At 55.3% G+C, this 22879-nt stretch carries 22 protein-coding genes; all 22 read left to right on the top strand.

Features of this window, described 5'->3' with window-relative positions; translation table 11 throughout:
* The first annotated feature begins 52 nt into the window (after positions 1-52).
* Positions 53-1531, top strand: a complete 1479-nt coding sequence (locus GE107_RS00105; protein WP_219637371.1) for a sensor histidine kinase — start codon at positions 53-55, stop codon at positions 1529-1531.
* Positions 1528-2133: an ANTAR domain-containing response regulator gene (locus GE107_RS00100; protein ID WP_219637370.1), complete on the top strand. Its 606-nt coding sequence runs from the start codon at positions 1528-1530 to the stop codon at positions 2131-2133. The genes GE107_RS00105 and GE107_RS00100 overlap by 4 nt, the downstream gene beginning before the upstream one ends.
* Positions 2106-3641: an ethanolamine ammonia-lyase reactivating factor EutA gene (locus tag GE107_RS00095; RefSeq protein ID WP_219637369.1), complete on the top strand. Its 1536-nt coding sequence runs from the start codon at positions 2106-2108 to the stop codon at positions 3639-3641. The genes GE107_RS00100 and GE107_RS00095 overlap by 28 nt, the downstream gene beginning before the upstream one ends.
* Positions 3638-4999 carry an ethanolamine ammonia-lyase subunit EutB gene (locus GE107_RS00090; RefSeq protein ID WP_219637368.1) on the top strand — a complete coding sequence of 454 codons (1362 nt, stop codon included), beginning with the start codon at positions 3638-3640 and terminating at the stop codon, positions 4997-4999. Before GE107_RS00095 ends, GE107_RS00090 begins: the two co-directional genes overlap by 4 nt.
* Positions 5000-5065: 66 nt before the next feature.
* Positions 5066-5920, top strand: coding sequence for an ethanolamine ammonia-lyase subunit EutC (gene eutC, locus GE107_RS00085; protein WP_219637977.1), 855 nt, complete (start codon positions 5066-5068; stop codon positions 5918-5920).
* Positions 5921-5968: 48 nt separating this feature from the next.
* On the top strand, positions 5969-6097 hold the full coding sequence (locus tag GE107_RS26280; RefSeq protein WP_255570149.1) for a hypothetical protein: 129 nt from the start codon (positions 5969-5971) through the stop codon (positions 6095-6097).
* 44 nt (positions 6098-6141) lie between these two features.
* Entirely contained in the window at positions 6142-7701 is a 1560-nt protein-coding gene (locus GE107_RS00080; RefSeq protein ID WP_219637367.1) for an amino acid permease, read from the top strand.
* Between the two features lie 129 nt (positions 7702-7830).
* Complete coding sequence (locus tag GE107_RS00075) at positions 7831-8436, top strand: LysE/ArgO family amino acid transporter (RefSeq protein ID WP_219637366.1); 606 nt, start codon at positions 7831-7833, stop codon at positions 8434-8436.
* Between the two features lie 19 nt (positions 8437-8455).
* Positions 8456-9079, top strand: a complete 624-nt coding sequence (locus tag GE107_RS00070) for a LysE/ArgO family amino acid transporter (protein WP_219637365.1) — start codon at positions 8456-8458, stop codon at positions 9077-9079.
* Between the two features lie 14 nt (positions 9080-9093).
* Complete coding sequence (locus GE107_RS00065; RefSeq protein WP_219637364.1) at positions 9094-9612, top strand: GNAT family N-acetyltransferase; 519 nt, start codon at positions 9094-9096, stop codon at positions 9610-9612.
* The gene (locus GE107_RS00060; RefSeq protein WP_219637363.1) at positions 9605-10585 is read left to right on the top strand and encodes an MBL fold metallo-hydrolase; all 981 of its coding nucleotides are present in this window, start codon (positions 9605-9607) and stop codon (positions 10583-10585) included. Before GE107_RS00065 ends, GE107_RS00060 begins: the two co-directional genes overlap by 8 nt.
* 12 nt (positions 10586-10597) lie before the next feature.
* A complete protein-coding gene (locus tag GE107_RS00055; RefSeq protein ID WP_219637362.1) occupies positions 10598-11377 on the top strand; it encodes a DUF3891 family protein in 780 nt (259 codons plus the stop codon).
* A 121-nt stretch (positions 11378-11498) separates the two neighbouring features.
* Positions 11499-11903 (top strand): hypothetical protein, encoded by a 405-nt coding sequence (locus tag GE107_RS00050; protein WP_219637361.1) that lies wholly within the window; start codon positions 11499-11501, stop codon positions 11901-11903.
* A 222-nt stretch (positions 11904-12125) separates the two neighbouring features.
* Positions 12126-12656: an AAA family ATPase gene (locus GE107_RS00045; protein WP_219637360.1), complete on the top strand. Its 531-nt coding sequence runs from the start codon at positions 12126-12128 to the stop codon at positions 12654-12656.
* A gap of 343 nt (positions 12657-12999) precedes the next feature.
* Complete coding sequence (locus tag GE107_RS26940; protein WP_370636222.1) at positions 13000-13269, top strand: class I SAM-dependent methyltransferase; 270 nt, start codon at positions 13000-13002, stop codon at positions 13267-13269.
* A gap of 777 nt (positions 13270-14046) precedes the next feature.
* Positions 14047-14940 carry a carbohydrate ABC transporter permease gene (locus GE107_RS00035; RefSeq protein WP_219637358.1) on the top strand — a complete coding sequence of 298 codons (894 nt, stop codon included), beginning with the start codon at positions 14047-14049 and terminating at the stop codon, positions 14938-14940.
* Positions 14937-15767, top strand: coding sequence for a carbohydrate ABC transporter permease (locus GE107_RS00030; RefSeq protein ID WP_219637357.1), 831 nt, complete (start codon positions 14937-14939; stop codon positions 15765-15767). Before GE107_RS00035 ends, GE107_RS00030 begins: the two co-directional genes overlap by 4 nt.
* A 41-nt stretch (positions 15768-15808) precedes the next feature.
* Positions 15809-17161: an extracellular solute-binding protein gene (locus GE107_RS00025; protein ID WP_219637356.1), complete on the top strand. Its 1353-nt coding sequence runs from the start codon at positions 15809-15811 to the stop codon at positions 17159-17161.
* A gap of 137 nt (positions 17162-17298) precedes the next feature.
* Positions 17299-18627 carry an extracellular solute-binding protein gene (locus tag GE107_RS00020; protein WP_219637976.1) on the top strand — a complete coding sequence of 443 codons (1329 nt, stop codon included), beginning with the start codon at positions 17299-17301 and terminating at the stop codon, positions 18625-18627.
* A 22-nt stretch (positions 18628-18649) separates the two neighbouring features.
* The gene (locus GE107_RS00015; RefSeq protein ID WP_219637355.1) at positions 18650-20407 is read left to right on the top strand and encodes a sensor histidine kinase; all 1758 of its coding nucleotides are present in this window, start codon (positions 18650-18652) and stop codon (positions 20405-20407) included.
* Positions 20404-21981 carry a helix-turn-helix domain-containing protein gene (locus GE107_RS00010; RefSeq protein ID WP_219637354.1) on the top strand — a complete coding sequence of 526 codons (1578 nt, stop codon included), beginning with the start codon at positions 20404-20406 and terminating at the stop codon, positions 21979-21981. The genes GE107_RS00015 and GE107_RS00010 overlap by 4 nt, the downstream gene beginning before the upstream one ends.
* Before the next feature lie 285 nt (positions 21982-22266).
* Positions 22267-22587, top strand: a complete 321-nt coding sequence (locus GE107_RS00005; RefSeq protein ID WP_219637353.1) for a hypothetical protein — start codon at positions 22267-22269, stop codon at positions 22585-22587.
* Positions 22588-22879: the final 292 nt, after the last annotated feature.

Below are 22879 nucleotides of genomic sequence, written 5' to 3'. Positions count from 1 at the left end.
GAATTGTGTGACAATGGAAGCGAGAGTAGACAACGCCAACGGAGGATTGGCCATGGCAACGATCGCGGAATTGTGCACGTCCGGAACGGTTCTGACGTTTGAAGAAACGCGTTACATCGAGGATTTGGCGCGCTGCCTGCAGCTCATCGCGGACGTCTCGCAATCCGACGTCTTCATCGACTGCCCGACGGCCGACAAGAGCGCGGCCCTCGTCGTGGCGCAAGCCCACCCGGCAACCTTTCCTTCGCTCTACCGAACATCGGTCGTCGGACAGCTCGCGTACGCGCGCAACGAGCCGGCCGTGCTGTTCTCGCTCGTGTCGGGCCAGCCGGTCGTCGGATCGCGGGGCATCTCCCAGGAGCAGATCGCCATTCAGCAGAACGTGGTGCCGATCCGCTCCCCTGCCGGCAAGGTGATCGGCGTCCTGATCATGGAGCAGGACATCTCCGAGAAGGTCGAGCAGGAGCGGAACGTGGAGAGGCTGTTGGAATCGAACGAACAGCTGAGCCGCACGCTGCTCACGGTCGCCATGTCGGAAGGCAGCATGCAGTCGCTCATGCACGAAGGCATTATTTTGTTCGACGACAAGGAAATCGTGACTTATACGAATCCTCAGGCTCGCGGAATGCTTGAAGGAATCGGACAGACCGGTCCGGCGGAAGGCCGCGCGTTGGGCGAATTGTTTTCGGGCCGTCTGGAACCCGGCAGCTTCATCCGTCAGGGAAGCGTGGTCAGCGAGGAGATCCGGTTCGGAAACACCGTGCTCGTGCTGAAGGCGGTATCCTTGTACCGGGAGCAGCGGGCGGTCGGGGGGCTGATGCTCGTCCACGATATTTCGGATTTGATCGAGAAGGAGAAACAGATTCTCATCCAATCCGCCGTCATCAAGGAGATCCACCACCGGGTCAAAAACAACCTTCAAACCGTATCCAGCCTGCTCCGGCTTCAGATGAGGCGGACGAAACACGCCGAAGTGGCGGAGGTTTACCGGGACAGCATCAACCGCATCAACAGCATCGCCGTAATCCACGAGATGCTCGCTCACGAAGGCACGGACACGATTCCTTTCCGCGACGTCGCCGAACGGATTGCCCGAAACGCGATATCGTCGACCTCGAAGCCGGATCAGTCGATCCGCGTCCGTTTAAACGGCAGCGAGCTCGACCTCCCTTCGGATGCGGCGACGACGCTCGCGCTCGCGGTTAACGAACTGATCCATAACGGCGTCAAACATGCTTTCGCGGACAGGGAAACCGGGGAGATCACGATTACGTTCGGCTGCGACGGCCAACTGGCCAGCTTGATCGTTTCGGACAACGGGTGCGGCATGGAGGAAGCGGGAGCATGTTTCGTTGCGGATACCGAAACGGGTGCGCCCGGGCGGAACCGGCTCGGCCTGCGGATCGTGGAGACGCTCGTCACCGATAACTTGGGCGGTGCGATGACGATCCGTTCCGACGCAGCCGGAACCCGCGTTCAGATCGCTTTCCCGTTTCGGGAGAAAGGGCACAAGGAGGTCGATCGGCCATGAGCCATTCGATTGTCGTCGTGGATGACGACCCGATCATCCGGATGGACATCCGCGAGATGCTGGAGGAAGAGGGTTACCGGGTGCCGGGGGAAGCCAAGAACGGCGAGCAAGCCATCGAGCTCGTGGCGCGGCTCAAGCCCGATCTCGTCATCATGGACGTGAAGATGCCGGTCATGAACGGAATCAAGGCATCCCGGATCATTCGCAGCCTGCAGGACCAGAACGCGGCGATTCTGCTGCTTACCGCCTACAGTCAGCGGGAACTCGTGCAGGACGCGCGGGAAGCGGGGGTGTCCGCCTATCTGGTTAAGCCGGTGTCGGAGGCGGATCTGATTCCCGCCGTGGAAATCGCGCTTGGTCAGCGGGAGAAGCTGGAGTCGCTGAAGAAGGACCTGGAGGCGCTCAAGCAATCGGTCGAGGATCGCAAAATGGTCGAGAGGGCGAAGGGAGTCCTCATGCGGGACTTGCTGCTGGGCGAGGATGAAGCGTACCGCAAGCTGCGGGAGACCAGCATGGCGCAGCGGATTCCGATTCCCAGCATGGCGAGAAGCATCCTGGAGGACGGAGCGGAGCGATGGTTCGGCAAACGGAAGAACGGGTAACGAAGGGCACGCAGCCGCCGGCGTCGGCGGAAGACCGCTGGATCACGAGCGTCGGGATCGACATCGGCACGAGCACGACCAAGATGATCGTGAGCCGCTTGAAGCTGGCCCGCACCTCCGGCGCGCTCAGCTTGCCCCGGTACGGCATTACGGAACGGCTGCTTGCCTACCAGAGTCCGATTTACGAGACGCCCCTGCGAACCGGCGACGAAGTGGACGCGGAGCGGATCTGGCGGATTCTCGAGCGGGAATACGAAGCTGCCGGCATCCGACCGGCGGAGTTGAAATCCGGCGCGGTGATCATCACCGGAGAGACGGCGAACAAGAAAAACGCGCGGCAAATCCTGCACCTGCTCGCCGAGCGGTCCGGCGATTTCGTGGTGGCGACGGCGGGTCCCGATTTGGAGGGGCTTCTAGCCGGCAAAGGCGCCGGCGCGGACGATCGCTCGCGCGCCGCGCGGGAGGCCGTCGCGAACATCGACGTCGGCGGGGGAACCGCGAACGCGGCCGTTTTCCGCCGGGGCAAGCCGGCCGGGACCGTAACCTTCCACGTCGGCGGAAGGCTGATCCGCTTAGACGCCTTCGGCACCGTAGAAGGGGTATCCCCTTCGCTCAGGCCATGGCTGAACGCCTGCGGATATCGGCTCGAACCGGGACGGAAAGCGAGCTTCGACCTTCTGCAAGAGCTTTGCCTGGCGATGAGCCGCGACATGCTCGATTGCCTGGCGGGGAAGGCGGCAGCCAGCCGTGAGTCCGTTGCGGCGCTGTTGCTCGGCGCGCCGCTGGAGCCGATGCCGGTACTGGAGGAGTGGACGATCTCGGGCGGCATCGGGCAGCTCATGGATAGCCCCAAACCCTCGAACGTCGAGGAGGCGGCCGTCCATGGCGACATCGGTCCGCTGCTCGCCCATTCGCTGAAGGAGCAAGCCGGGTCCTATCCGGCCATCCGGCTCGGACGACCGGCGCAGACGGTGCGCGCCACCGTGATCGGCGCGGGCATGCAGACCACGGAGATCAGCGGGGCAACCGTGTTTCTTGACGCCGGGCTGCTGCCGATCCGCAATTTGCCCGTGATGAAGGTCGATCTCGCCCCGGCAATGCTCCAGCGTTCCGAATCGTTGGAAGACTTGCTGGAGAGGACGATGAGGGAAGGGGCCAGCCTGTTCGGCAGTGAAGCTTCCCCGCCGTTCGCGCTGGCGATCTCCGGTCTGCAGCAGGCGGGTTACGCGGAGATCCAGCGTCTGGCGGAAGCAATCGCGGGAAGCTACAAGAGGTCTTTTCCCGGCAATCGCGTTTTCGCCGCGATCTGCGGAGAGGATGTCGCCAAAGCGCTGGGGCAAGCGTTGGAACGGCGTTTCGGCCCTTCTCCCAAGGTGATCTGCATCGATCAAATCCGGGTCGACCTGGGCGATTACGTCGATCTGGGCGAACCGATCTCCGGGACGATGGTGCCCGTGGTCGTCAAAACGCTGGCTTTCCACAGGGGAGAGGAGGTGACGGACGGTTGAAGCTGGCCGCCGCGGCATTCGGCAGAACGTTTCAATTCAAGGATTTGAAAGAAGTCATGGCCAAGGCCAACGAGGAGAAATCGGGAGACCAGCTCGCGGGAATCGCGGCGGAGGACGCCAAGGAGCGGATGGCGGCCAAGCTGGTGCTGGCCGACCTGACGCTCGGGGATATCCGCGAGCATCCGCTGCTGCCGCCGGAAACCGATGAAGTGTCCCGGGTCATCGAAGAGGCGGTAAACGAGAAAATATTCGCGGAAGTCCGCAACTGGACGGTCGCCGAGCTGCGCGAATATCTGCTGGCGCAAAGCACGGGCAACGAGGAGATCCGCCGCATCAGCCGCGGCTTGAACAGCGAGATGGTCGCGGCCGTCGCCAAGCTGATGACGAACCTCGACCTGGTCCAGGCCGCATCCAAAATCGAGGTTACGACGCATTGCAACATCACGATCGGCCAGCGGGGCATCCTGGCCGGGCGGGCGCAGCCGAACCACCCGACCGACAGCATTCCGGGCATGACGGCTTCCCTGTACGAAGCGCTCAGCTACGGGATCGGGGACGCGGTGATCGGGATCAACCCGGTCATCGATTCCGCGGACAGCGTCAAGGCGATCCTGGCGACCACCAAGGAGATCATGGACAAGTGGCGGATTCCGACGCAGAACTGCGTGCTGGCGCATATCAAAACGCAAATGAAGGCGATCCGGAGCGGCGCGCCCGCGGACATGGTATTCCAGAGCCTCGCCGGCAGTCAGGACGGCAATGCGGCGTTCGGCATCGACGTGCGGCTGCTGGACGAAGCGGATGAGCTGATCCGGCGGGAGGGCACGGGAACGGGGCCGAACCTGTGGTATTTCGAGACCGGCCAAGGCTCCGAGCTCTCCGCCGAAGCGCATCACGGCATCGACCAGGTGACGCTGGAATCCCGGTGCTACGGGCTGGCCCGCAAGTACAAGCCGTTTATCGTGAACACCGTGGTCGGCTTCATCGGGCCGGAATACTTGTACGACAGCAAACAGGTCATCCGCGCCGGACTCGAGGACCATTTCATGGGCAAGCTGCAGCAGCTCCCGATGGGCGTCGACGTCTGCTATACGAACCATATGAAAGCGGACCAGAACGACATGGACAATCTGGCCGTCCTGCTCGCCGCGGCGGGCGTCAACTACATCATCGGCGTCCCGATGGCGGACGATTGCATGCTGAATTACCAATCGACCAGCTACCACGATATCGCCACGCTTCGGGAGACGATGAGGCTTCGTCCGGCGCCGGCTTTCGAGCAATGGCTGGAGCGCATGGGCATCATGGAGAACGGCCGTCTCACGAAAATCGCCGGGGACCCGACCATTTTCATGTGAGCGCGCGAAGGGAGGAAGTTCGGTTTGAATCCCGTTATCCCGATCGATCAGTTAGTGGATCGAGTCATGGCCGAGCTGGAACGTAAGCTCGCCCCGTCCAATGCCGCCACCGCCCAGACGGCGAAAACGGCGAATCCAATGCCCGATATCGCCGCCGCGCTGCCGGAGGTCGCCGAATCGATCACGGACGGCGAACGTATCGCCCATGTGCCGGATCCGAAGTGGGAGGAAGGGCTGGGCGAGCTGCTGGCCAGCACCCCGGCGCGAATCGGCGTCTGGAGGTGCGGGACCCGGCCCTTGACGAAGGAGGTTCTCCGTTTCCGCTGCGACCATGCCGCGGCTATCGATTCGGTATACGGCACGGTGGATTCGTCGCTGTTGGACGAATTCGGGTTGTTTACCGTCGAGACGCGGTTCGGAAACACGGAGAATTATTTGAAGAGGCCGGACATGGGGCGGATCGTGACCGACGAAGGCGTTGAGCGGATCCGCAGCCGCTGCGCGGCGAAGCCTCAAGTTCAGGTCGTCGTGTCCGACGGCTTAAGCGCCAACGCGGTGGAGGCCAACCTGAGGGACGTCTACCCTTCGCTCATGGACTCGCTGCAAGCTTATGGGCTCAGCGCCGGCACTCCGTTCTTCGTCCGGGGCGGCCGCGTGGCGGTGATGGACCCTATCGGCGACATTCTGCAGCCTGAGGTGCTCGTGTTGCTGATCGGGGAGAGACCCGGCCTCGTCACCTCCCAATCCATGAGCGCCTATATGTGCTACCGGCCCCGCCGGGGGACGGTCGAGAGCGACCGCACCGTCATTTCCAACATTCACCGCGGGGGAACGCCTCCCGTCGAGGCGGGCGCTTACATCGGCACGGTTCTGAAAAAAATGCTCGAGCAGAGGACGAGCGGCGTCAATCTGGAATTGTAGCCGGCGGTCAAGGGGCGGACGCCAGGCGTACCGAAGGAGGTGAGCGGAGTGGAACTGGCGCTGGGCATCGCATTGCTCGCGGTAACCTGTTTGTTTGCGGTATTCGTCGTGAAAGTCGCGGGCAGCAACGTTCGCAATTTCGACGAGAGCAAGTACGAAAGCTTCCTTGGCAAGTGAGTTTCCGATTGGATCGCTCCACTTTACGATGAGGAGGTCAACCGATGAGCGGGATGCAACTTCACCCTGACAAGGACAAACAAGACTTGAACAAATTCGGTTACGCGCAGGAATTGATGCGCAGCATGGGCGGGTTCTCCAACTTCGCCATCTCGTTCTCGATTATCTCGATCCTGACGGGCGCCGTATCCTTGTACGGCCATGGACTTACATACGGAGGACCGGGCATGATGGGCTTCGGTTGGCCGCTCGTGGCGCTGTTCGTCATGTTCGTCGCCGCTTCGATGGCTGAGCTCGCTTCGGCGATCCCGACCGCGGGCGCCTTGTACCATTGGGCGGCTATCTTGAAAAACAAACGCTGGGGCTGGTACACGGCCTGGATCAACCTGATCGGCCAGATCGGGATCGTCGCCGGCATCGATTATTCGGTGGCGCTGTTCGCGGATCCGCTGCTCGGCAGCGTCTTCGGCTACCACTCTACGCTGACCACGACGCTCATCGCCTTCACCGTCATTTTGATCACGCACGGCATCTTCAACCACATCGGCATCAAAATCGTGGCGCGCCTGAACGACTTCTCGGCCTGGTACCATATCGCCATCGTTGCGGTGCTGGTCGTGACGCTGGCCCTCTTCACCAAGGGCGGCCTGAACCCCGTGAGCTATCTGTTCGACGTCGGCCAGACGTTCTCCGACAAACCGTACATGTTCGCGTTCCTGATCGGCCTCCTGCAGGCGCAATGGACCTTCACCGGATTCGACGCCTCCGCCCATACGATCGAAGAAACCGTCAACCCCCGCGTTCGCGCGCCTTGGGGCATTTTCACTTCCGTCGCTTACTCCTTCGTTTTCGGCTTCGTCATGCTGGCTTTCGTCACCTTGTCCATCAAGGACGCGGGAGCCGCGACCGGCGCGGACAACGCCTTCATCTACGTCATCAGCGAAGCGCTCGGCGGCACCTTCGGCAAAGTGATCCTGTGGCTCGTCACGCTCGCCATGTGGTTCTGCGGGTTGTCGTCCATCACGTCCTTCTCCCGGATGATGTATGCTTTCTCCCGCGACAAAGGCATGCCGGGCAGTCGCCACTGGGCCGAAATCTCGAAGAAATACCGCACGCCCGCCAAAGCGATCTGGCTGTCGATCGTCTTGTCGTTCCTGCTCGCTTTCATCGATTATCTGATCAAAACGGCGAATCCGGACGCGGCTTACACGACGATTGCCTTCTTGACCGCGGTCAGCGTCGTCGGTCTCTACGTCGCTTACGGCATTCCGATCCTGCTCAAGCTGATCGCCACGTCCCAAGGGAGATTCCAGAATAAGCACCGCGGCCCGTGGCACCTCGGCAAATACAGCAACTTCATCGCCATCGTTTCGCTGCTGTGGATCGCGTTCATCTGCGTGGTCATGGTCATTCCGCCGAACGAAATCGCCGGGTACGCCTTGGCCGGCATGATCGTGCTGCTCATCATCATGGATTTCGCGTATTACAAGAACCATTTCCCCGGTCCGCAGGCGGCGCTGGGTACTTCGATGGAAGAAATCCTGAAGCGGGAGAGAGAGCTCGAAGGAAAATCCTCGGGCGGCGGCATGCCGTTCCAAGCATAATCCGAGTGATTGCGCCTTGTTGGCCGGGGCCGCCGTTCTTGAACGGCGGTTCTTTCTATTGTTGCGTTTCCACTATATGGTATGATAGAGAGAGCTTCATCGGAGCTAATAGACGGCAAAGGAGACAACATGGCCGCAGCATTCGTACACGGTTTTATTCTCGCATTCGGATTGATTATCCCCCTTGGGGTTCAGAACTTCTTCGTTTTCTCGCAAGGCGCCGTCCGCCGGTTCGGGCGCGCCGTCCCGATCGCCGCCGCGGCCGGATTATGCGACATGCTGCTCATAACGTTGGCGGTTTCCGGCGTTTCCGTCGTGGTGCTCAATTTCGTCTGGATGAAAACGGTGCTGGTCGTGCTGGGCACTCTGTTCCTTCTCTACATGGGGTATATGTCGTGGAAGGCGAAGCCGGATACGAATAAGAGCAACGGACATAGCGGCGCCTCGACGCTTCGATTGATCAGCTACACGATGATGATCTCGATTCTGAATCCGCATGCGATCCTGGACACGATCGGCGTGATCGGAACGAGCTCGATCCAATATAGCGGTTACGAGAAAGTTGCCTTCACGGGCGCTTGCATGGCGGTTTCGTGGATGTGGTTTTTCCTGCTCGCCGCGCTCGGCCATTTCGTGGGAAGCAAGGATCCGACGGGCAAGCTGGTCGGCGCGCTGAACAAGGTGTCCGCGCTCGTCATGTGGGCTGCGGCAGTATATTTGGTGGTGACGCTGTAGGTTTGGGGGAAAGTAGATCATGGCGGCGTGGATGCAAGGGGTCATCATGGGTTTGTCCATCGCGGCGCCGGTCGGACCGATCGGACTATTGTGCATCCGTACGACGCTTAGCCGCGGCAAGCTAAACGGCTTCTTGTGCGGACTCGGCGCTGCGACGGCAGACGGAATTTACGGGGCGGTCGCCGTTCTGGGGCTGACGTTCGTGACGCAGATTCTCGTGCGGCAATCCGCATGGATACAAGCGGCGGGTGCCGTTTTCCTGGTTTACTTGGCCTATCGTACGATTACGGCTCCCGTGAAGAGAGAAGGAGAAATCGAATCCGGAGGGACGAGCCCCTACGCCGGTACCTATTTCACTACGCTGTTTCTGACGCTGACCAATCCGATGACCATCGTTTCATTCGTCGGCATCTTTGCCGGGATGAAGCGGAATGCCGGAAGCGAGGCGTCCGCGATGCTGCTTGTCTTGGGCGTATTCGCCGGATCCGCTTTGTGGTGGCTGCTGCTTAGTTCAACGGTAGGGCTGCTGCGCCGAATGGTGAGTCTGAAGGCAATGCGGGGGTTTAATTATGTATCCGGAGCAGTACTTCTCGGGTACGGACTTTGGAATCTCTATGAACTCTTGCAGGCGGGTGGCGAATAGGAGGTTATAGCGCGATGGAACTGGTTTATCGTTCGTTAGCCCCGGACGATTTGGAGGCGATTTGTTCATTTCCGCAGAGCGCGGAGGAGTTGTTCTATGTCAGCCCGAAAGCCTCGTATCCGCTGACGCCGGAACAGATTTGGCAGACGGCATCGGAACGGTTTCATCCGACCGTCGTGTGCGACGCCGAATCCGGCAAGGTGGCCGCTTACGCCAATTTGTACGACTGGAATGAAGAAGAGAAGTCATGCTGGCTCGGCAACGTCATCGTTGCGCCGTCGTGGCGGGGCCGCGGGGGCGCGGCGGAATTTTTGCTGCAGGCCATGATGGAGCAGGCCCGGGTGAAGCTGGGGGCGGATCGGCTGAAGCTGTATTGCCACAATCCGAATACGAGGGCGCTGCTGTTCTATATCCGGATCGGATTCGCGCCGAACGGCGGATACAAAACCGTCGAACATCCGAGCTTGCGCAAGATCGTCGTTATCGAAATGGAGAAGTCCCTATTGGAGAGGATGGATGCGGATCATGAGTAAAACGGTTGAAGCGTTCGCGGGTTCTGCGTATTTTCGGTTGAAGGAAGTGGCGGAGGGCGTCTATGCGGCAATCTGCGTGCCCGGTTCCGGCTCGCTGGGCAATGCGGCCATCGTGGACCTGGGGGACGCGACGCTGGTCGTCGATACGACGCTCAGCCTGCAGGCGGCTCGGGATTTGCGGCAGGCTGCGGAGCAGTTGACGGGGCGACCGGTTGCTTATGTCTTCAACACGCATTTTCACGGGGATCACGTCAACGGCAACCAGATGTTCGCGCCGGAAGCTCAGTTCATCGCCACGGGCAAAATCCGCGAAGTCTTGGCTGGTTCGGTAGCGGATCGACTGGCCCAACATCGGTCCAAAACGGATGAGTTGATCGGGATGATCGATCAATGGGAAAAGGATATCGAGCAAGAGGAAGACGAGAAGATCCGGCAAGAAATGCGTTGGGAAGTCATGGCCGAACGCGAGTACGTCCGTACGCTGCCGGAGTTTCGGTTGACGCTGCCTGGGTTGACGTTCGACGAGGAGATGTGGGTTCACGGCAGCAAACGGTCCGCGCGGCTCATGACTTTCGGGGGCGGCCACTCGGACAGCGACGCGTTCCTGTATCTGCCGGCGGAGAAGCTGGTGGTGATCGGGGACCTGGTGCTCTCGGGCTTCCACCCGACGATGAGTCACGCCAACCCGTGGGAGTGGCTGAAAATCCTTGACCGCATTGAGGCGGAGCTGGAGATCGACGCGATCATTCCCGGTCACGGCGAACCTTGTTCGATCGATACGCTGCGCGAGGTGCGGGAGTATCTGCGGTTTGCGATCGGTTTGGCATCCGGGCTGGATCCGAACGACGAGAATCTGGATGGCGTGACGATCCCGGAGAAGTACGACGATTGGCTTTTCCGGTTCGATTTCAAGAACAATCTGAAACGGATCCGGGAGTTGTCCAAGCAGCGGGAAGAAAGCGTTCAAGGCTGAGGTGATTGGGGAATGATCGTCCGCGAAACCGACGACGATTTCTTGATGGTGACCCAGCACGATCACGCTCGATTATCCGGGGATGTGGCGAAGCATTTTGCGGATCATTATTTCGTGGACGATACGTATTTCTCCGATGTGCTGACGGCGATCTACGAGCACGACAGGGGATGGATCCGGCTGGACGACGTTCCTCTCTGGAACGACCGGAGTTCGTTTCCCTTCACGTTCATGGACTATCCGTTGGTTCCCAAGTTGGCTCACTATAAACTTGGAATCGACGAAGTGCAGGAGATGAACGAGTACGCGGCGCTGTTGTGCAGCATTCATTATTGCTCGTTCATGACCTCTGCAACTGCGGACCAGACGGATATTGTGCGGTTTCTGGAATTGGAGCGCGAGCGGCAGAAGCAGATTAAGCATCGAATCGCGATGCCGACGGATGAGGTCGTTAGAAGGCATTTCGGGTTGTTGCAGCTGTGCGACGATATTTCGCTGTACGTGTGTTTGAACAAGCCCGGAGCGACCAAGAGCGAGGAGCATCCATGGTATGCCGGCGGGTTCGGGAAATCGGAGACACTGGTTCCGGCCGGACTAGCGAAATTGGTCGCGAGTTGGGTTAGTCAGAAGGAGATTCGGATGGGCCCTTGGCCGTTCAAGGGGAGCTTCATGGCAAAACTGCAGCAGAAGAGGGTTTCAAAGTCCTTAATCCGGCAGGTTGGTTTGCAGGAAGCATACAGTGAGACGAATTGGACAGAGCAGGAGATAGAGTTTATTGGGGAACAGGTTTAGGGATAGAGATGAACTTCAATAAAGGTGAGAAATCCGGAATATCGACTATGATCAACAAGCAGTTTGCTGATTCAGTCAGTGCTGAAATTAATGTGATTGAAAAAATAAAGGAGAACTCTAAGTGTATATCATAGAAGCATCAGATGAACGTAGTTCTTGGGTCTCTGGGATTTTCAAGGATGAGCAAAAAGCAACGGATTACTTTAATTCAATACCGAATGAGCTTCGGGTAATTCAAACAATTGTGGAGACTCCCCTGGAATTTCCGTTCTATATAATCGAATCTAACAGAACATTTAGCTATATGGATAAAGACGGAATGATTAAAGCAATGAAAGGTATCGTCAGAGTTGAAGATCAAGACCATGTTTATTTCAACATTTACTCTATCGAGTCAGATTATTTTTCAATGAAATCGGGTACAGATTATATGGGGACATTAAACCATGATCACATCGATAATAGCTTTCTAGACTGGTTTGAAAAAGAAGGAGAAGATTTTCTAAAGAGAAGAAGAATTTTGTAGGCAATTCGAAGAAGACATTAACTTCAGCTAACATCATATTCACGCATCACAGCCTGTTGGCTGCTCGGTCCGCCTGAGGAATTTCAAGGAAGATGATCCAGGCGGACAACCCTGCGAACCTAACCGCGTCGCGGCCGCCCCGTTGGGGCTTATGGTTCTCGGGTTCGTGAATACGAGAGACGTTATACGACAGAACCTAAATCCAAATAAAAGAGGACCAAAATGAAAAATACAGTATATATAATCTCAGGACCTGCCGGTGTTGGGAAATCTACAACATCTCAAAGACTGGTTAAAGAATTAAATAGAAGTGCTTATATATCAGGAGATGATGTAAGTCTTATTCCTGTTAATGGGCGAGGGAAACCTTGGCTTGACAAAGATACGCTAGATTTGACTTGGAAGAATATTCTAAGCATAACAAAGAATTTATTAGACTATGAATACGATGTAATAATCGACTATGTGGCATTTCCAAAAGAAGTGCAATGGCTTTCACAGGAATTGATTGATAGAGATATCAGAATTGTATATGTCGTATTGTTGGTAGATAAAGAAACAATAATATTCAGGGATCAATTAAGACCAGTAGAGTTTCGAATGGGAGATCGTAGTTTGATTTTGTTAACGGAGTTTGAGAACGAAGTAGAATTAATGGATAGATACAAGCTATACACACATCTATATAAAGAAGAACAATTATCAGAAATTATCGAAGAAATCGTGAAGAACGATAAATACATTGTAAGATAATTCGAAGAAGAGGTTCCGTCGTATAAACACTGCATTCACGCTGCGGAGGCTTTCGCCCCTTGGTTGTCAGATGTATAATCGTGGAATTCAGACAACACACGACCCGGCCTAAGATAAGAGTTATCTAAGGCCGGGTCGCGTCGTGAATACAAAAGACGTTATATGACATACACCGAAAACCAAAAAAGCGAGGACAAAATTAATGGATGATATGAAGTAATTTGAATATTACCTATCACTTCGGGACCCAGAAGCCGGAAAATGGAATCTATCGCCGTTGTCGTTATATACAGAATTTGAAACAAAAGATTATTTTCAATCAAACATTGTTCTGAAGCCAGGAATGAGTGTATGTAATATTGGTATCGGCACCGGGGATTGGGACGACTTTCTTGGATATGAACTAAATGGATATGGTCATTTAACAAGCATTGATATTGATAGGGAGATTTGTGATCTATTTCAATATAGACAGCTGAGAGAGGGACATAATAATCCTTCAGAAGTAGTTTGTTGTGATTTCTTAAGCAATTCAATAGACGATAAGAGTTTCGATTTAATTACTATAATCGGATCAACAATGAACCAAATCGGCAATTATGGGGAGACATGAAAACAATGTCAGAGACTATTAAAGAATGAAGGGCTCCTTTTCTATATGGATTTTGAGAAATACAATAAAGCAAGTAATTTTCAGAGTATATGCAATAAAATGAAAATAAATATTAATGATATGAAGACATACAAACGGTACGAGGACTTGGAGTTTTATATATATCTAGCAAGAAGAAATGAAAACTGAATCGAAGAAGCCGGTGCACGCTGTGGCCCTTGGTCGTCCGATGTATAATCATGGAAGCTGACTGGGAATGTTATCAGAAATCAATGCTGGTGAGGTTAAATGATGAGATCAAAACTTAAATCAAAGACAATTGGTTGGTTATTGGTTTCAGTCTTCAGTTCAATAATATTATTTTTAATATTTTCTTGGATTATTCAACCCTCAAATGATGAAGGCTTATTATTAGTTGTCGGAATAATAGTATCCTTGCAGATTTCTTTTCTTACTGCATGGTTAATGAATAAAATCAATCAGATAATAAAAAAGAAGTGATCAAGTCAATGATAATCTGATAAATAACGAATACTTCGCCAATGGCTTTACCAAAATCGTTCGAAGAGCCGTCGTCAGCGGTTCTTTTTTTTATTTCTTGCCCGCGCCGCCCCGCTTGGTGAGGGTCGAGATCGCGGTGGACGGTCTTTTCATATTTTCGGCAGGGATCATAAGAAATTCTACCCTGGACCCTGGATTATTCACCTGCTCCTTGAAAGCGATCTCAATTATAGTTAGGTCTATCAAGCAATCATCCGATGGAGAGGGGAGAGATATATGGCATACAAAGAGAGGAACTTGGCGGGATATCTGTTCATATCCCCTTGGTTACTCGGGTTTCTGCTGCTGACGTTATGGCCGATCGCCCAGTCGTTCTATCTGTCGTTCACCGACTATTCCATGCTGGCCGATCCGGTGTGGACGGGAATGGACAATTACCGGAAAATCTTCTCCGGCGACGACGTGTTCCAGAAGTCGTTAACCGTCACGTTCACTTTCGTGCTGGTTTCCGTGCCGCTGAAATTGTTTTTCTCGCTGATGGTCGCGATGTTGCTGGCCAAAAATTTGCGGGGCATGAACTTCTACCGAACGATGATTTATTTTCCGTCGCTGATCGGCGGCAGCATCGCCGTCTCCGTGCTGTGGCGCAACATGTTCGGCGCAGACGGCTACATCAACGGGATTCTGGCCTGGTTCGGCATCGAAGGCACTGGCTGGATTTCCAACCCGGATACGTCGCTCGGAACGCTGATCCTGCTGGGTACGTGGCAGTTCGGCTCGACGATGGTCATCTTCCTGGCGGGGCTGAAGCAGATCCCGCAAGAGCTGTACGAGGCTTCCGCCGTAGATGGCGCGGGCAGAATCCGCAAGTTTTTCCACATCACGCTGCCGATGCTGTCTCCGGTCATGTTCTTCAACCTCGTGCTGGGGATCATCAACTCGTTTCAAATGTTCACCGCAGCTTTCATCATCACGAAGGGAGGGCCGGTGCAATCCACTTATATGTACGCAATGTTCCTCTACGAGAAAGCGTTTAAGCATTTCCAAATGGGTTACGCTTCCGCATTGGCCTGGATTCTGCTCGTGATCGTGGCGGCGCTGACGGCGCTCAACTTCTTGGCTTCGCGATACTGGGTGTTCTACGAAACCGAAGGAGGTAGAGACAGATGACCCTGATTCGTCCGAGATGGTCAAGCCATCTGTTCCTTACCGTTTTCTCCTTGATCATGATCTATCCGGTCATCTGGTGGGTAGGCGCCTCGCTGAAGCCTCTGGATGAAATGAGATTGCCCGCCATCTGGCCCTCGGCTCCGATGTGGAGCAATTACTCGGAAGGCTGGAACTTCTCGGCCCAGTATTCATTCACGCACTTCTTCGCCAATACGCTTCTGATGGAAATCGGAAACGTGTTCGGCGGCGTCGTTACGGCTGCGCTCGTTGCCTACGGGTTCGCAAGGGTGAACTTCAAATTGCGGGGCATGTGGTTCGCGATTCTGCTGCTGACCATGATGCTGCCGACGCAGGTCACGATCATCCCGCAGTACATTCTGTACAATTCGATCGGGCTGGTGGACAGCTACGTTCCGCTCGTCCTGCCGCATTTCTTCGGCGGCGGCGCCTTCTTCGTCTTCCTGATCGTGCAATTCATCCGCGGCATTCCCCGGGATTTGGACGAAGCGGCGACGATTGACGGATCCTCCGTGTACGGCATTTTCCTGAGGATCGTATTCCCGCTGATCAAGCCGGCGCTCGTCACGGTCGCGATCTTCACCTTCGTCTGGAGCTGGGACGATTTCTTCGCGCAAATTCTCTACTTGAGCTCGGTCGAGAAATTCACCGTCGCGCTCGCGCTGCGGATGTTCATCGACCAGTTCGAAATTCAGTGGGGCCAGCTGCTCGCCATGTCCCTGCTGTCCGTCCTCCCGTCGGTCGTCCTGTTCTTCCTCGCGCAGAAGCATTTTGTCGAGGGTATCGCCACAACAGGTTTAAAAGGATAACCGAAATTCAGGCAGTCCAAAAAACGAAAGGGGCAAACACGATGAAAAGAAAAGGGCTCAAAGGTTTAATGCTTCTCATGATCGCTCTAATGCTGACGCTCTCGGCTTGCGGAGGCGGCGGCAAGAGCGGCGGAGACAATTCATCTTCGAATTCGCCGGCTGGAAGCGGCAGTTCGGCCAGCCCGAGCGGAAACGCGGAGAAAACGGGCGAGGCCAAAAAGTTAGGCATCATGTGGTGGGGGCCGGATGCCCGTCACGAAGCGACGCTCAAGGCGCTCGAGATTTATACGAAGCAGCATCCGAGCATTACTTTCACGCCGGATTACATGGCCTGGGACGGTTACTGGCAGAAGCTTCCCGCCCTTGCGGCGTCCAAGACGGTCCCGGATGTCCTGCAGATGGACGCCGCCTACATTCAGGATTATGCCGCCAAGGGAGTGCTCGAGGATCTGTCCGATCTTGATTTGTCCGGCATCGTAGATCCGTCCGTCCTCGAAAATCTAAAAATCGGCGGCAAGCTGTACGGCATCCCGCTGAGCCAGAACGCGCAAGGCATCGCCTTCAACAAACCGGCTCTGGAAGCCGCCGGAATCAAGCTTCCGCAGAAGAATTGGACGTGGGACGATTATTTCGCTTTCGCCCGCGAAGCGAGAGCCAAGCTTCCGAAAGGCAAGTACGGAATCGGCGATTCAACCAACTTGTGGGATTGGTACAACTGGTACCAAACCGCGAACGGAGCAAAACCGCTCATGAGCGACAACGGCAAAACGTTCACGCTCGACAAAGATCTGTTCATGAAATACCATACGACTTTCGAGCAGCTGCGCAAAGAACAAGCCGTGCCTCCGGCCGACAAATCTCTCTCTTTCGTCCCGAACGATCCGAACGCCGACCCGATGGCGACCGGCATCGTGATGACCGGCGGAGCGACGACGGGTTCCGTAGCCGCCCTCTATTCGATGATGCCAGATCAAATTGACGTCGTCGGCGTTCCGACCGGCGTGGCCGGGGGCGGCTGGGCGCAGTCGACGATTTTCCTGAGCGTGAGCGCGAATTCGGAGAACAAGGAAGAGGCCAAGGCGTTCCTGAAATGGTTCATCACCGATCCGGAAGCCGGGCAGGCGCTCAAGATGACCCGCGGCATTCCGATCAATCCGGCAATCTACAAAACGCTGGAGCCCACGATGGAGCCCAAAGACCTGCTGGGCAAAAAAGTGTACGACATGGCCTTGGAGAAGGCGCTGCCGTTCTATCCGATCGCGCAAGGCTTCACGGAATGGGTCGATACGTACAAGTCGACCATGGAAGGCGTCATGTTCGGCAAAACCTCGATCGAAGATGCTTATGAAAAACTGAACGAGCTCGGTCAACAAATCGCGGCGAAAAATCCGTAAGCAAGGGCGGGCCACCGGAACGAACCGTTCCCGGTGGCTTCATTCCCGTTTCCTATGCGCCGCCCGTTCGCAAGATTGTACTTGAGCCGATCTCTAGATAAAATGATTAAAAAGATTCAGGAGCGGGGGGCATGGACATGGGAACGCGGCGCGTTGCGGTTTGGGTTGTCCTGATCGTGGCGATGCTTGTCGTTCCTCTGGCCGGCTGCGGCATCGGGAATTCCAGTGTCGCTCGGAATGATGGGGACCATGCGAATCCAGTCCGCTTGACGCTCATGCATAATTGGACTGGATTGGATGCCAAGGCGATAGCGATGCGGGCGATCCTGGACGAATTCCGATCCGCCCATCCCGAAATTGAACTTCAGGACATCGGCTTGCCTACGGACGTCTTGAGGGTTCGGCTGCGAACGCTTGCCGCCTCCGACGAAATGCCCGACTTATTCGTCATGTGGCCGGAGTCGATGACGCGGGATTTCGTCAAAGGCGGCTTGCTGCAGCCGATCGGCGGTTACCTGGACAGCAAGCCGCAATGGCGGGACGGGTTCATTCCGCACGCTTTCGACGGATACACCGTGGACGGCCAGATTTACTCCGTTCCGATGAACTTGGCCCCGACGTCCATTCTCTATTACAATCAAGCCCTGTTCGACCGCTATCTCGTGAAAGTGCCTCAAACGTGGGAGGAACTGCTTGCGGCCGTCCGCATCTTCAACGAGCATCGTGTCATTCCGATCGCCTTGGGGAACAAAGCGAATTGGGTCGTGCAGTCCACGATCTTCAGCACGTTGGCCGACCGGATCACGGGTTCGGAGTGGTTTCTGAAAGCGGTGAATCAGGATAGGGCCAAGTTCACCGATCCCCAATTCATCCAGGCGCTTAAGCTGCTGCAGGATTTCGGCAAGGCAGGCGCTTTTCCAACCGACTTTCAGTTGCTGGACGAACATCAAATGATGCAGCTGTTTATCGACGGGAAAGCGGCGATGTTCTTCAACGGCGGGTGGGCGACTTCCTATCTCGTCCAGAACATGCCGAAGGAGGCGCTCGCGCATACGCACTTGGCCATCATGCCGTCGATACCGGGAGGAAGAGGAGACCCCCGTTCGGTATCGGGAGTCGTCGGCACGGGACTTGGCGTAAACAAGAATCTGGAGGGCGCTGGGAAAGAAGCAGCCATGGAGCTGTTCTACGCCTTGGCTGGTCCGGAAGGCCAAGCCGCGACGCTGGCCAGCAGCACGCTGGTCAGTTACCGAATGGAGCCCGATAAGGAGCGCGCTCATCCCTTGTTTCTTGAACTCTATGAGCTTATGGGCAACGTCCGGATGAGTCCCGTTTACGACGCGAACCTAAGCTTGCCCGCGGTGGAGTCGATCAACAGCGGGCTCCAGGAAGTTCTGCTGGGCGGCAATGTGTATAAAGTCGCGCAACAGCTGCAGGATACGCAAGCGGCGGCCATTCGCAGATAACGCAGCAGGAGGGGACAAGGAGATGAGGTGGATCGCGGCTTCGCTGCAGCGGAAGCTTTCGCTTTTGATGCTGGTATCGACCTTGCTTCCGCTTTCCCTGCTCGGCGTTTTCACGTATGCGATGTCGACGGACATAACCGAGCAGAAGCTGGAGCAGTCGAGTATCGACACGATGGGGCAGATGCAGCGAAAGCTCCGGTTCGTCATTTCCGACGTGGAGAGTCTTTCGATTCTGTTGACCGGCCAGAGCGACATCCAGCTTTATTTGAGCACGACGGCGGTGAGCGAACAGGCCAAAACCCGCATCCTCAGCTTCATGGGCGATTTGATCAGCTCCAAGAACTACATTTCCAATATCACGATTTATCCCCGGCGGTTCAATCCGGTCTTATCCACCACGAATATCTACGAATCGACACTTGGCGAGCAGGTGGACATCGCCCAAGTGAAGGAAAAAAGATGGACCGGATTGTACGACATCACCAATTACGCCGGGAAACACCGGGTCATCTCATTGATTCGCCCTATGCGAAGCATTTATACGTTCGAGGATATCGGTTGGTTGGTCATCAGTCTGGAGGAATCGGCCATCGCGGAGTTCTGGAAGGAGCCGCGATTCGGCGAAGGAAAGGGGCAGGTGTTGCTGTTCGATGAGGGTGGAAGCATCCTGTCGTCAACGGAGAGATCTTGGTTGTCCAGGAACGTTCACGAGGTGTTTCCGGGATTAACGCGTCCGGCGATCACGGGAAAATACGCGTTGTTCCATTACGGACAAAATGCGGAACGGAAGGACGGGATTCTCTACCCGGAGCCTACGACGGGCTGGACGCTCGCGGGCCTGGCGCCCGACGACCTGAAACGGACACAGAACACGTATATCCTGCAATTAACGGCGGCGGCTGTCGTCATCTCCATTCTGATGAACACGGGACTTATTCTGTTCGTCATTCAGCGCGTAACCAATCCGCTTAAAGTGCTGTCGCGTCTTCTTAGCAAAATCAATCCCGACGAGCCGATGCCCTTATATCATCCTTCGTCGCACGACGAGATCGGCCAATTGAGCGAGAGCTACAACAAGCTGGGCCGGCACATCAAACAATTGAAAGAACAGTTGATCCGTAACGAAACGCGAAAAAAAGAAGCGGACATTCGGGCGCTACAAGCGCAAATCAACCCGCATTTTCTATACAATACGTTGTCCTCCGTCCATTGGATGGCGCTGATGTCCGATGAGAAGCGCATCGCGGAAATGGTGGGGGCTCTGAGCGATTTTCTGCAATTCAGCTTGAACAAGGGCAGAGATTACTGTCCCGTGCGGCAGGAACTCGCGCACATACACAACTATACGCAAATCCAGGCGCTCCGTTTTCCGGACCAATTCGAAGTCGAATATATCATCGATCCGGAGCTGTCGGACAAATACATGCTGAAGCTGCTGCTTCAGCCGTTGCTCGAAAACGCGATGATTCACGGCATTCAGAAAAAAACGGGTAAAGGTACGATCGCGATTTATTTGGAACGGCGGGGAAACGACATGCAATTTCTCATTCTCGACGACGGAGCCGGCATGTCCGATGAACGGCTGGAGCAAATCAGGGATAGCTTGCGCAGCCCCGACCCGGCCGGGATTGACGGGGGCGCTTCCGGCTACGGGCTTCGAAACGTCAACGAACGGCTGCGGCTTCATTACGGACCGCAATCGTGCCTGCAGATCGACAGTCGGCCGAACGCCGGCACCCGGATTTCCTTCTCCATCCCGATATTGGAGGGACCCGAATGAAACTCATGATCGTGGATGACGAAGTCATCATTCGCACGGGACTGGCCACCGTCATCGATTGGCACGAGCTCGGCATTACGCTGCTTTCCCCGGCGGCATCCGCGGAGGAAGCGCTCGAGCGGCTGGCGGCGGAACAGCCCGATATGATGCTGACCGATATCCGAATGACAGGCAGGAGCGGACTGCAGCTTGCGGAAGAGGCGATGAAGCTGCTCCCGCAGCTTGAAGTGATCATCCTGTCCGGCTATGACGATTTTAGTTACGCACAGCAAGCGATTCGGCAGAATGTGAGCGACTACTTGCTGAAGACGAGCCGGCCCGAAGAAATCATTAAAGCCGTGCTCAAGGTAAAGAAGCGGATCGAGGAACGTCACGCTTCGTTCACCTCTCAGGAGCGGAAAAAACGCGAGGAATACTTGCGCCGGTTCGAGCGATGGATCGTGGAGGGAGAGGTAGGACCGGGCGGAGACGCAGGCGCCGAGCTGCCCGAGTGGTTCACTTGTCTTGCGGGGGACGGAGCGAAGCGAGCCCTGGTCTGGCGCGTCGTCCTGGTGGCCGCCGAAGGATGGGGACCTGCCGCGAGAGAAGAATCGTTGCTTCTGTTCGCGGTCGATAATGCCATGAAGGATACGCTGCCAGGCATCGGCTTTGTTCAAGACCGGCGGATTGTGGCGGCTTTGCACTCGGAAGCTCCGATCACGGGACGGGAACATTTCCGGCCGGCGTTCCACAAAATCGAACGGCTGCTTAAGTGCAGGCTGATCGTCGTCGCCGGCACCGACGTCGATCATCCCCGCAAGCTGAACGAATCGTATGAAGCGGCCGATATCGCGTTCACGTATAAACCGTTGTTGAAGCAATCGCATTGGAGCTTCGAAGACATCCGAAGCCGCAGGGGCGGCAAATCCGTCTGCTCGGCCGAAGAGGAGAAGGAGCTGTCGGCGATCTTGCTGGAGAACGATCCGGTTCGTTTGAACGCATGGGTGCAGCAATACGTGAGACAACTGCTAGAGGATGCAGAAGCGACTCCGCGTACGTTCGAAGCCGCGCTCCAATCCGTCGCGATCGCTGCACATCGCTGGCTGGAACGCGTGTTGGTCGCGACTGGGCAAAGCTCTGCGTTGGAAGACCAGCCGATAGCGGTGCCGCATAAACTGGTGACGGCGCCGGGGGAGTTGCTTTTCCAGCATTTGTACTCCGCAATGGAGCTGTATCACGGCAAACTTGCGGGAGGTCAAACGTCGCATGTGCGCAAAGCTCTGGCATACATCGAGGAAATGCTCGGCGAGGATATCGGGCTGCAGCAAGTGGCTAAACACGTGCATGTGCATCCGAGCCATCTGAGCGACTTGTTCAAGAAGGAAACGGGCATGCGGTTCGTCGATTACGTCGTTAAGAAGAAGATGGAGCGCGCGGCGGAAATCCTGCTTTCTTCCCCCGCGAAAATCAGCGAGGTGGCCGCGATGGTCGGCTACGAGGACGTCAAATATTTCGGGCAAATGTTCAAGAAATATGCAGGTAAAACGCCCAGCGAGTATCGCGAGGAAGCCGGGAGAGTCAGGAAAGGGAGATAGCGAGCAGGTCGCCATCTCCTTTTTGTTGTGGCCCGCTATCGTACTCATAAATCGGGGGAGGGGGGGCGATGCTTTATTTATTTTGATTTTGTTTGATTTTTTTAGCCAGGGTTTCAGAAGGTTCGGGAATAACAAGGGGAAGAGGGATTCGCGAACAAGTTCACGAATAAGAAGTTAGCTGAAACTTCCGGGTTCAAGAGCAAATATTGAAAAATCTAGAGCTCGAAAGATATGTTGGAATGCTCGTAGGGAGATCTCAATTAAAGACATTTAATAGGTGATGAAATGGATTATCTTTGGAAAGACATAAAAATCGAAGGTATTGCAAGAATCGAAAAATGTGTTGCTGAGTTTAATATATGGGAGCTTAATTTAACACCATGGGCAAAATTTAAAATTAAGATTTATGAAGACACAAATGGAATGTTTTACGGCTTTACCAACTTGCAGTTAAAGAGTCAGTTCGGGCAAGAAGGTGGAGTAGGGCAAGGTTCAACAATTGAACAAGCTCTTCAAGATACCATTAAAAACTTCTTGAAGATGTTAAGAGAAAGAGATCAATTGACTCCAGAAGATTTTGAAACCGTAGATCCTTATGATTTCTAATCGAAAGGATTATCTCAGGATCAAAGGGAGTTAAAAAAATTTCAAGTAATTCGAAGAGGCCGGAAGCATCAGCTAAACCAGCTAATCAAAGTCAATGAGAAAGTCCAAATCATTCATAAGAACAAAATAGGGTATACCGAAATAAGCCTACTTGCCGAAGTACGCTTGTGGTAAAATATCCCTATAAATTTGATGTTATTCAGCGCAGAATATCTCTTGGTTGCGCCAAATGCCGTAAATGAGCCGCAGAAGCTTGTTAGAAGTAGCAACTATGGCAACTTTTGCAGGTTTG

This window comes from Cohnella sp. CFH 77786 (assembly GCF_019400745.1).
Lineage (GTDB): Bacteria > Bacillota > Bacilli > Paenibacillales > Paenibacillaceae > Cohnella.
This window is presented reverse-complemented; position numbering and strand designations above follow the sequence as displayed.

What these genes read in the sequence shown, in the direction of transcription:
- GE107_RS00105 (WP_219637371.1), top strand. Translation starts at nt 53, where the DNA reads ATGGCAACGATCGCGGAATTGTGCACGTCCGGAACGGTTCTGACGTTT.
- GE107_RS00100 (WP_219637370.1), top strand. Translation starts at nt 1,528, where the DNA reads ATGAGCCATTCGATTGTCGTCGTGGATGACGACCCGATCATCCGGATG.
- GE107_RS00095 (WP_219637369.1), top strand. Translation starts at nt 2,106, where the DNA reads ATGGTTCGGCAAACGGAAGAACGGGTAACGAAGGGCACGCAGCCGCCG.
- eutC (WP_219637977.1), top strand. Translation starts at nt 5,066, where the DNA reads ATGGCCGAGCTGGAACGTAAGCTCGCCCCGTCCAATGCCGCCACCGCC.
- GE107_RS00080 (WP_219637367.1), top strand. Translation starts at nt 6,142, where the DNA reads ATGAGCGGGATGCAACTTCACCCTGACAAGGACAAACAAGACTTGAAC.
- GE107_RS00075 (WP_219637366.1), top strand. Translation starts at nt 7,831, where the DNA reads ATGGCCGCAGCATTCGTACACGGTTTTATTCTCGCATTCGGATTGATT.
- GE107_RS00070 (WP_219637365.1), top strand. Translation starts at nt 8,456, where the DNA reads ATGGCGGCGTGGATGCAAGGGGTCATCATGGGTTTGTCCATCGCGGCG.
- GE107_RS00065 (WP_219637364.1), top strand. Translation starts at nt 9,094, where the DNA reads ATGGAACTGGTTTATCGTTCGTTAGCCCCGGACGATTTGGAGGCGATT.
- GE107_RS00060 (WP_219637363.1), top strand. Translation starts at nt 9,605, where the DNA reads ATGAGTAAAACGGTTGAAGCGTTCGCGGGTTCTGCGTATTTTCGGTTG.
- GE107_RS00055 (WP_219637362.1), top strand. Translation starts at nt 10,598, where the DNA reads ATGATCGTCCGCGAAACCGACGACGATTTCTTGATGGTGACCCAGCAC.
- GE107_RS00045 (WP_219637360.1), top strand. Translation starts at nt 12,126, where the DNA reads ATGAAAAATACAGTATATATAATCTCAGGACCTGCCGGTGTTGGGAAA.
- GE107_RS26940 (WP_370636222.1), top strand. Translation starts at nt 13,000, where the DNA reads ATGAGTGTATGTAATATTGGTATCGGCACCGGGGATTGGGACGACTTT.
- GE107_RS00035 (WP_219637358.1), top strand. Translation starts at nt 14,047, where the DNA reads ATGGCATACAAAGAGAGGAACTTGGCGGGATATCTGTTCATATCCCCT.
- GE107_RS00030 (WP_219637357.1), top strand. Translation starts at nt 14,937, where the DNA reads ATGACCCTGATTCGTCCGAGATGGTCAAGCCATCTGTTCCTTACCGTT.
- GE107_RS00025 (WP_219637356.1), top strand. Translation starts at nt 15,809, where the DNA reads ATGAAAAGAAAAGGGCTCAAAGGTTTAATGCTTCTCATGATCGCTCTA.
- GE107_RS00020 (WP_219637976.1), top strand. Translation starts at nt 17,299, where the DNA reads ATGGGAACGCGGCGCGTTGCGGTTTGGGTTGTCCTGATCGTGGCGATG.
- GE107_RS00015 (WP_219637355.1), top strand. Translation starts at nt 18,650, where the DNA reads ATGAGGTGGATCGCGGCTTCGCTGCAGCGGAAGCTTTCGCTTTTGATG.
- GE107_RS00010 (WP_219637354.1), top strand. Translation starts at nt 20,404, where the DNA reads ATGAAACTCATGATCGTGGATGACGAAGTCATCATTCGCACGGGACTG.
- GE107_RS00005 (WP_219637353.1), top strand. Translation starts at nt 22,267, where the DNA reads ATGGATTATCTTTGGAAAGACATAAAAATCGAAGGTATTGCAAGAATC.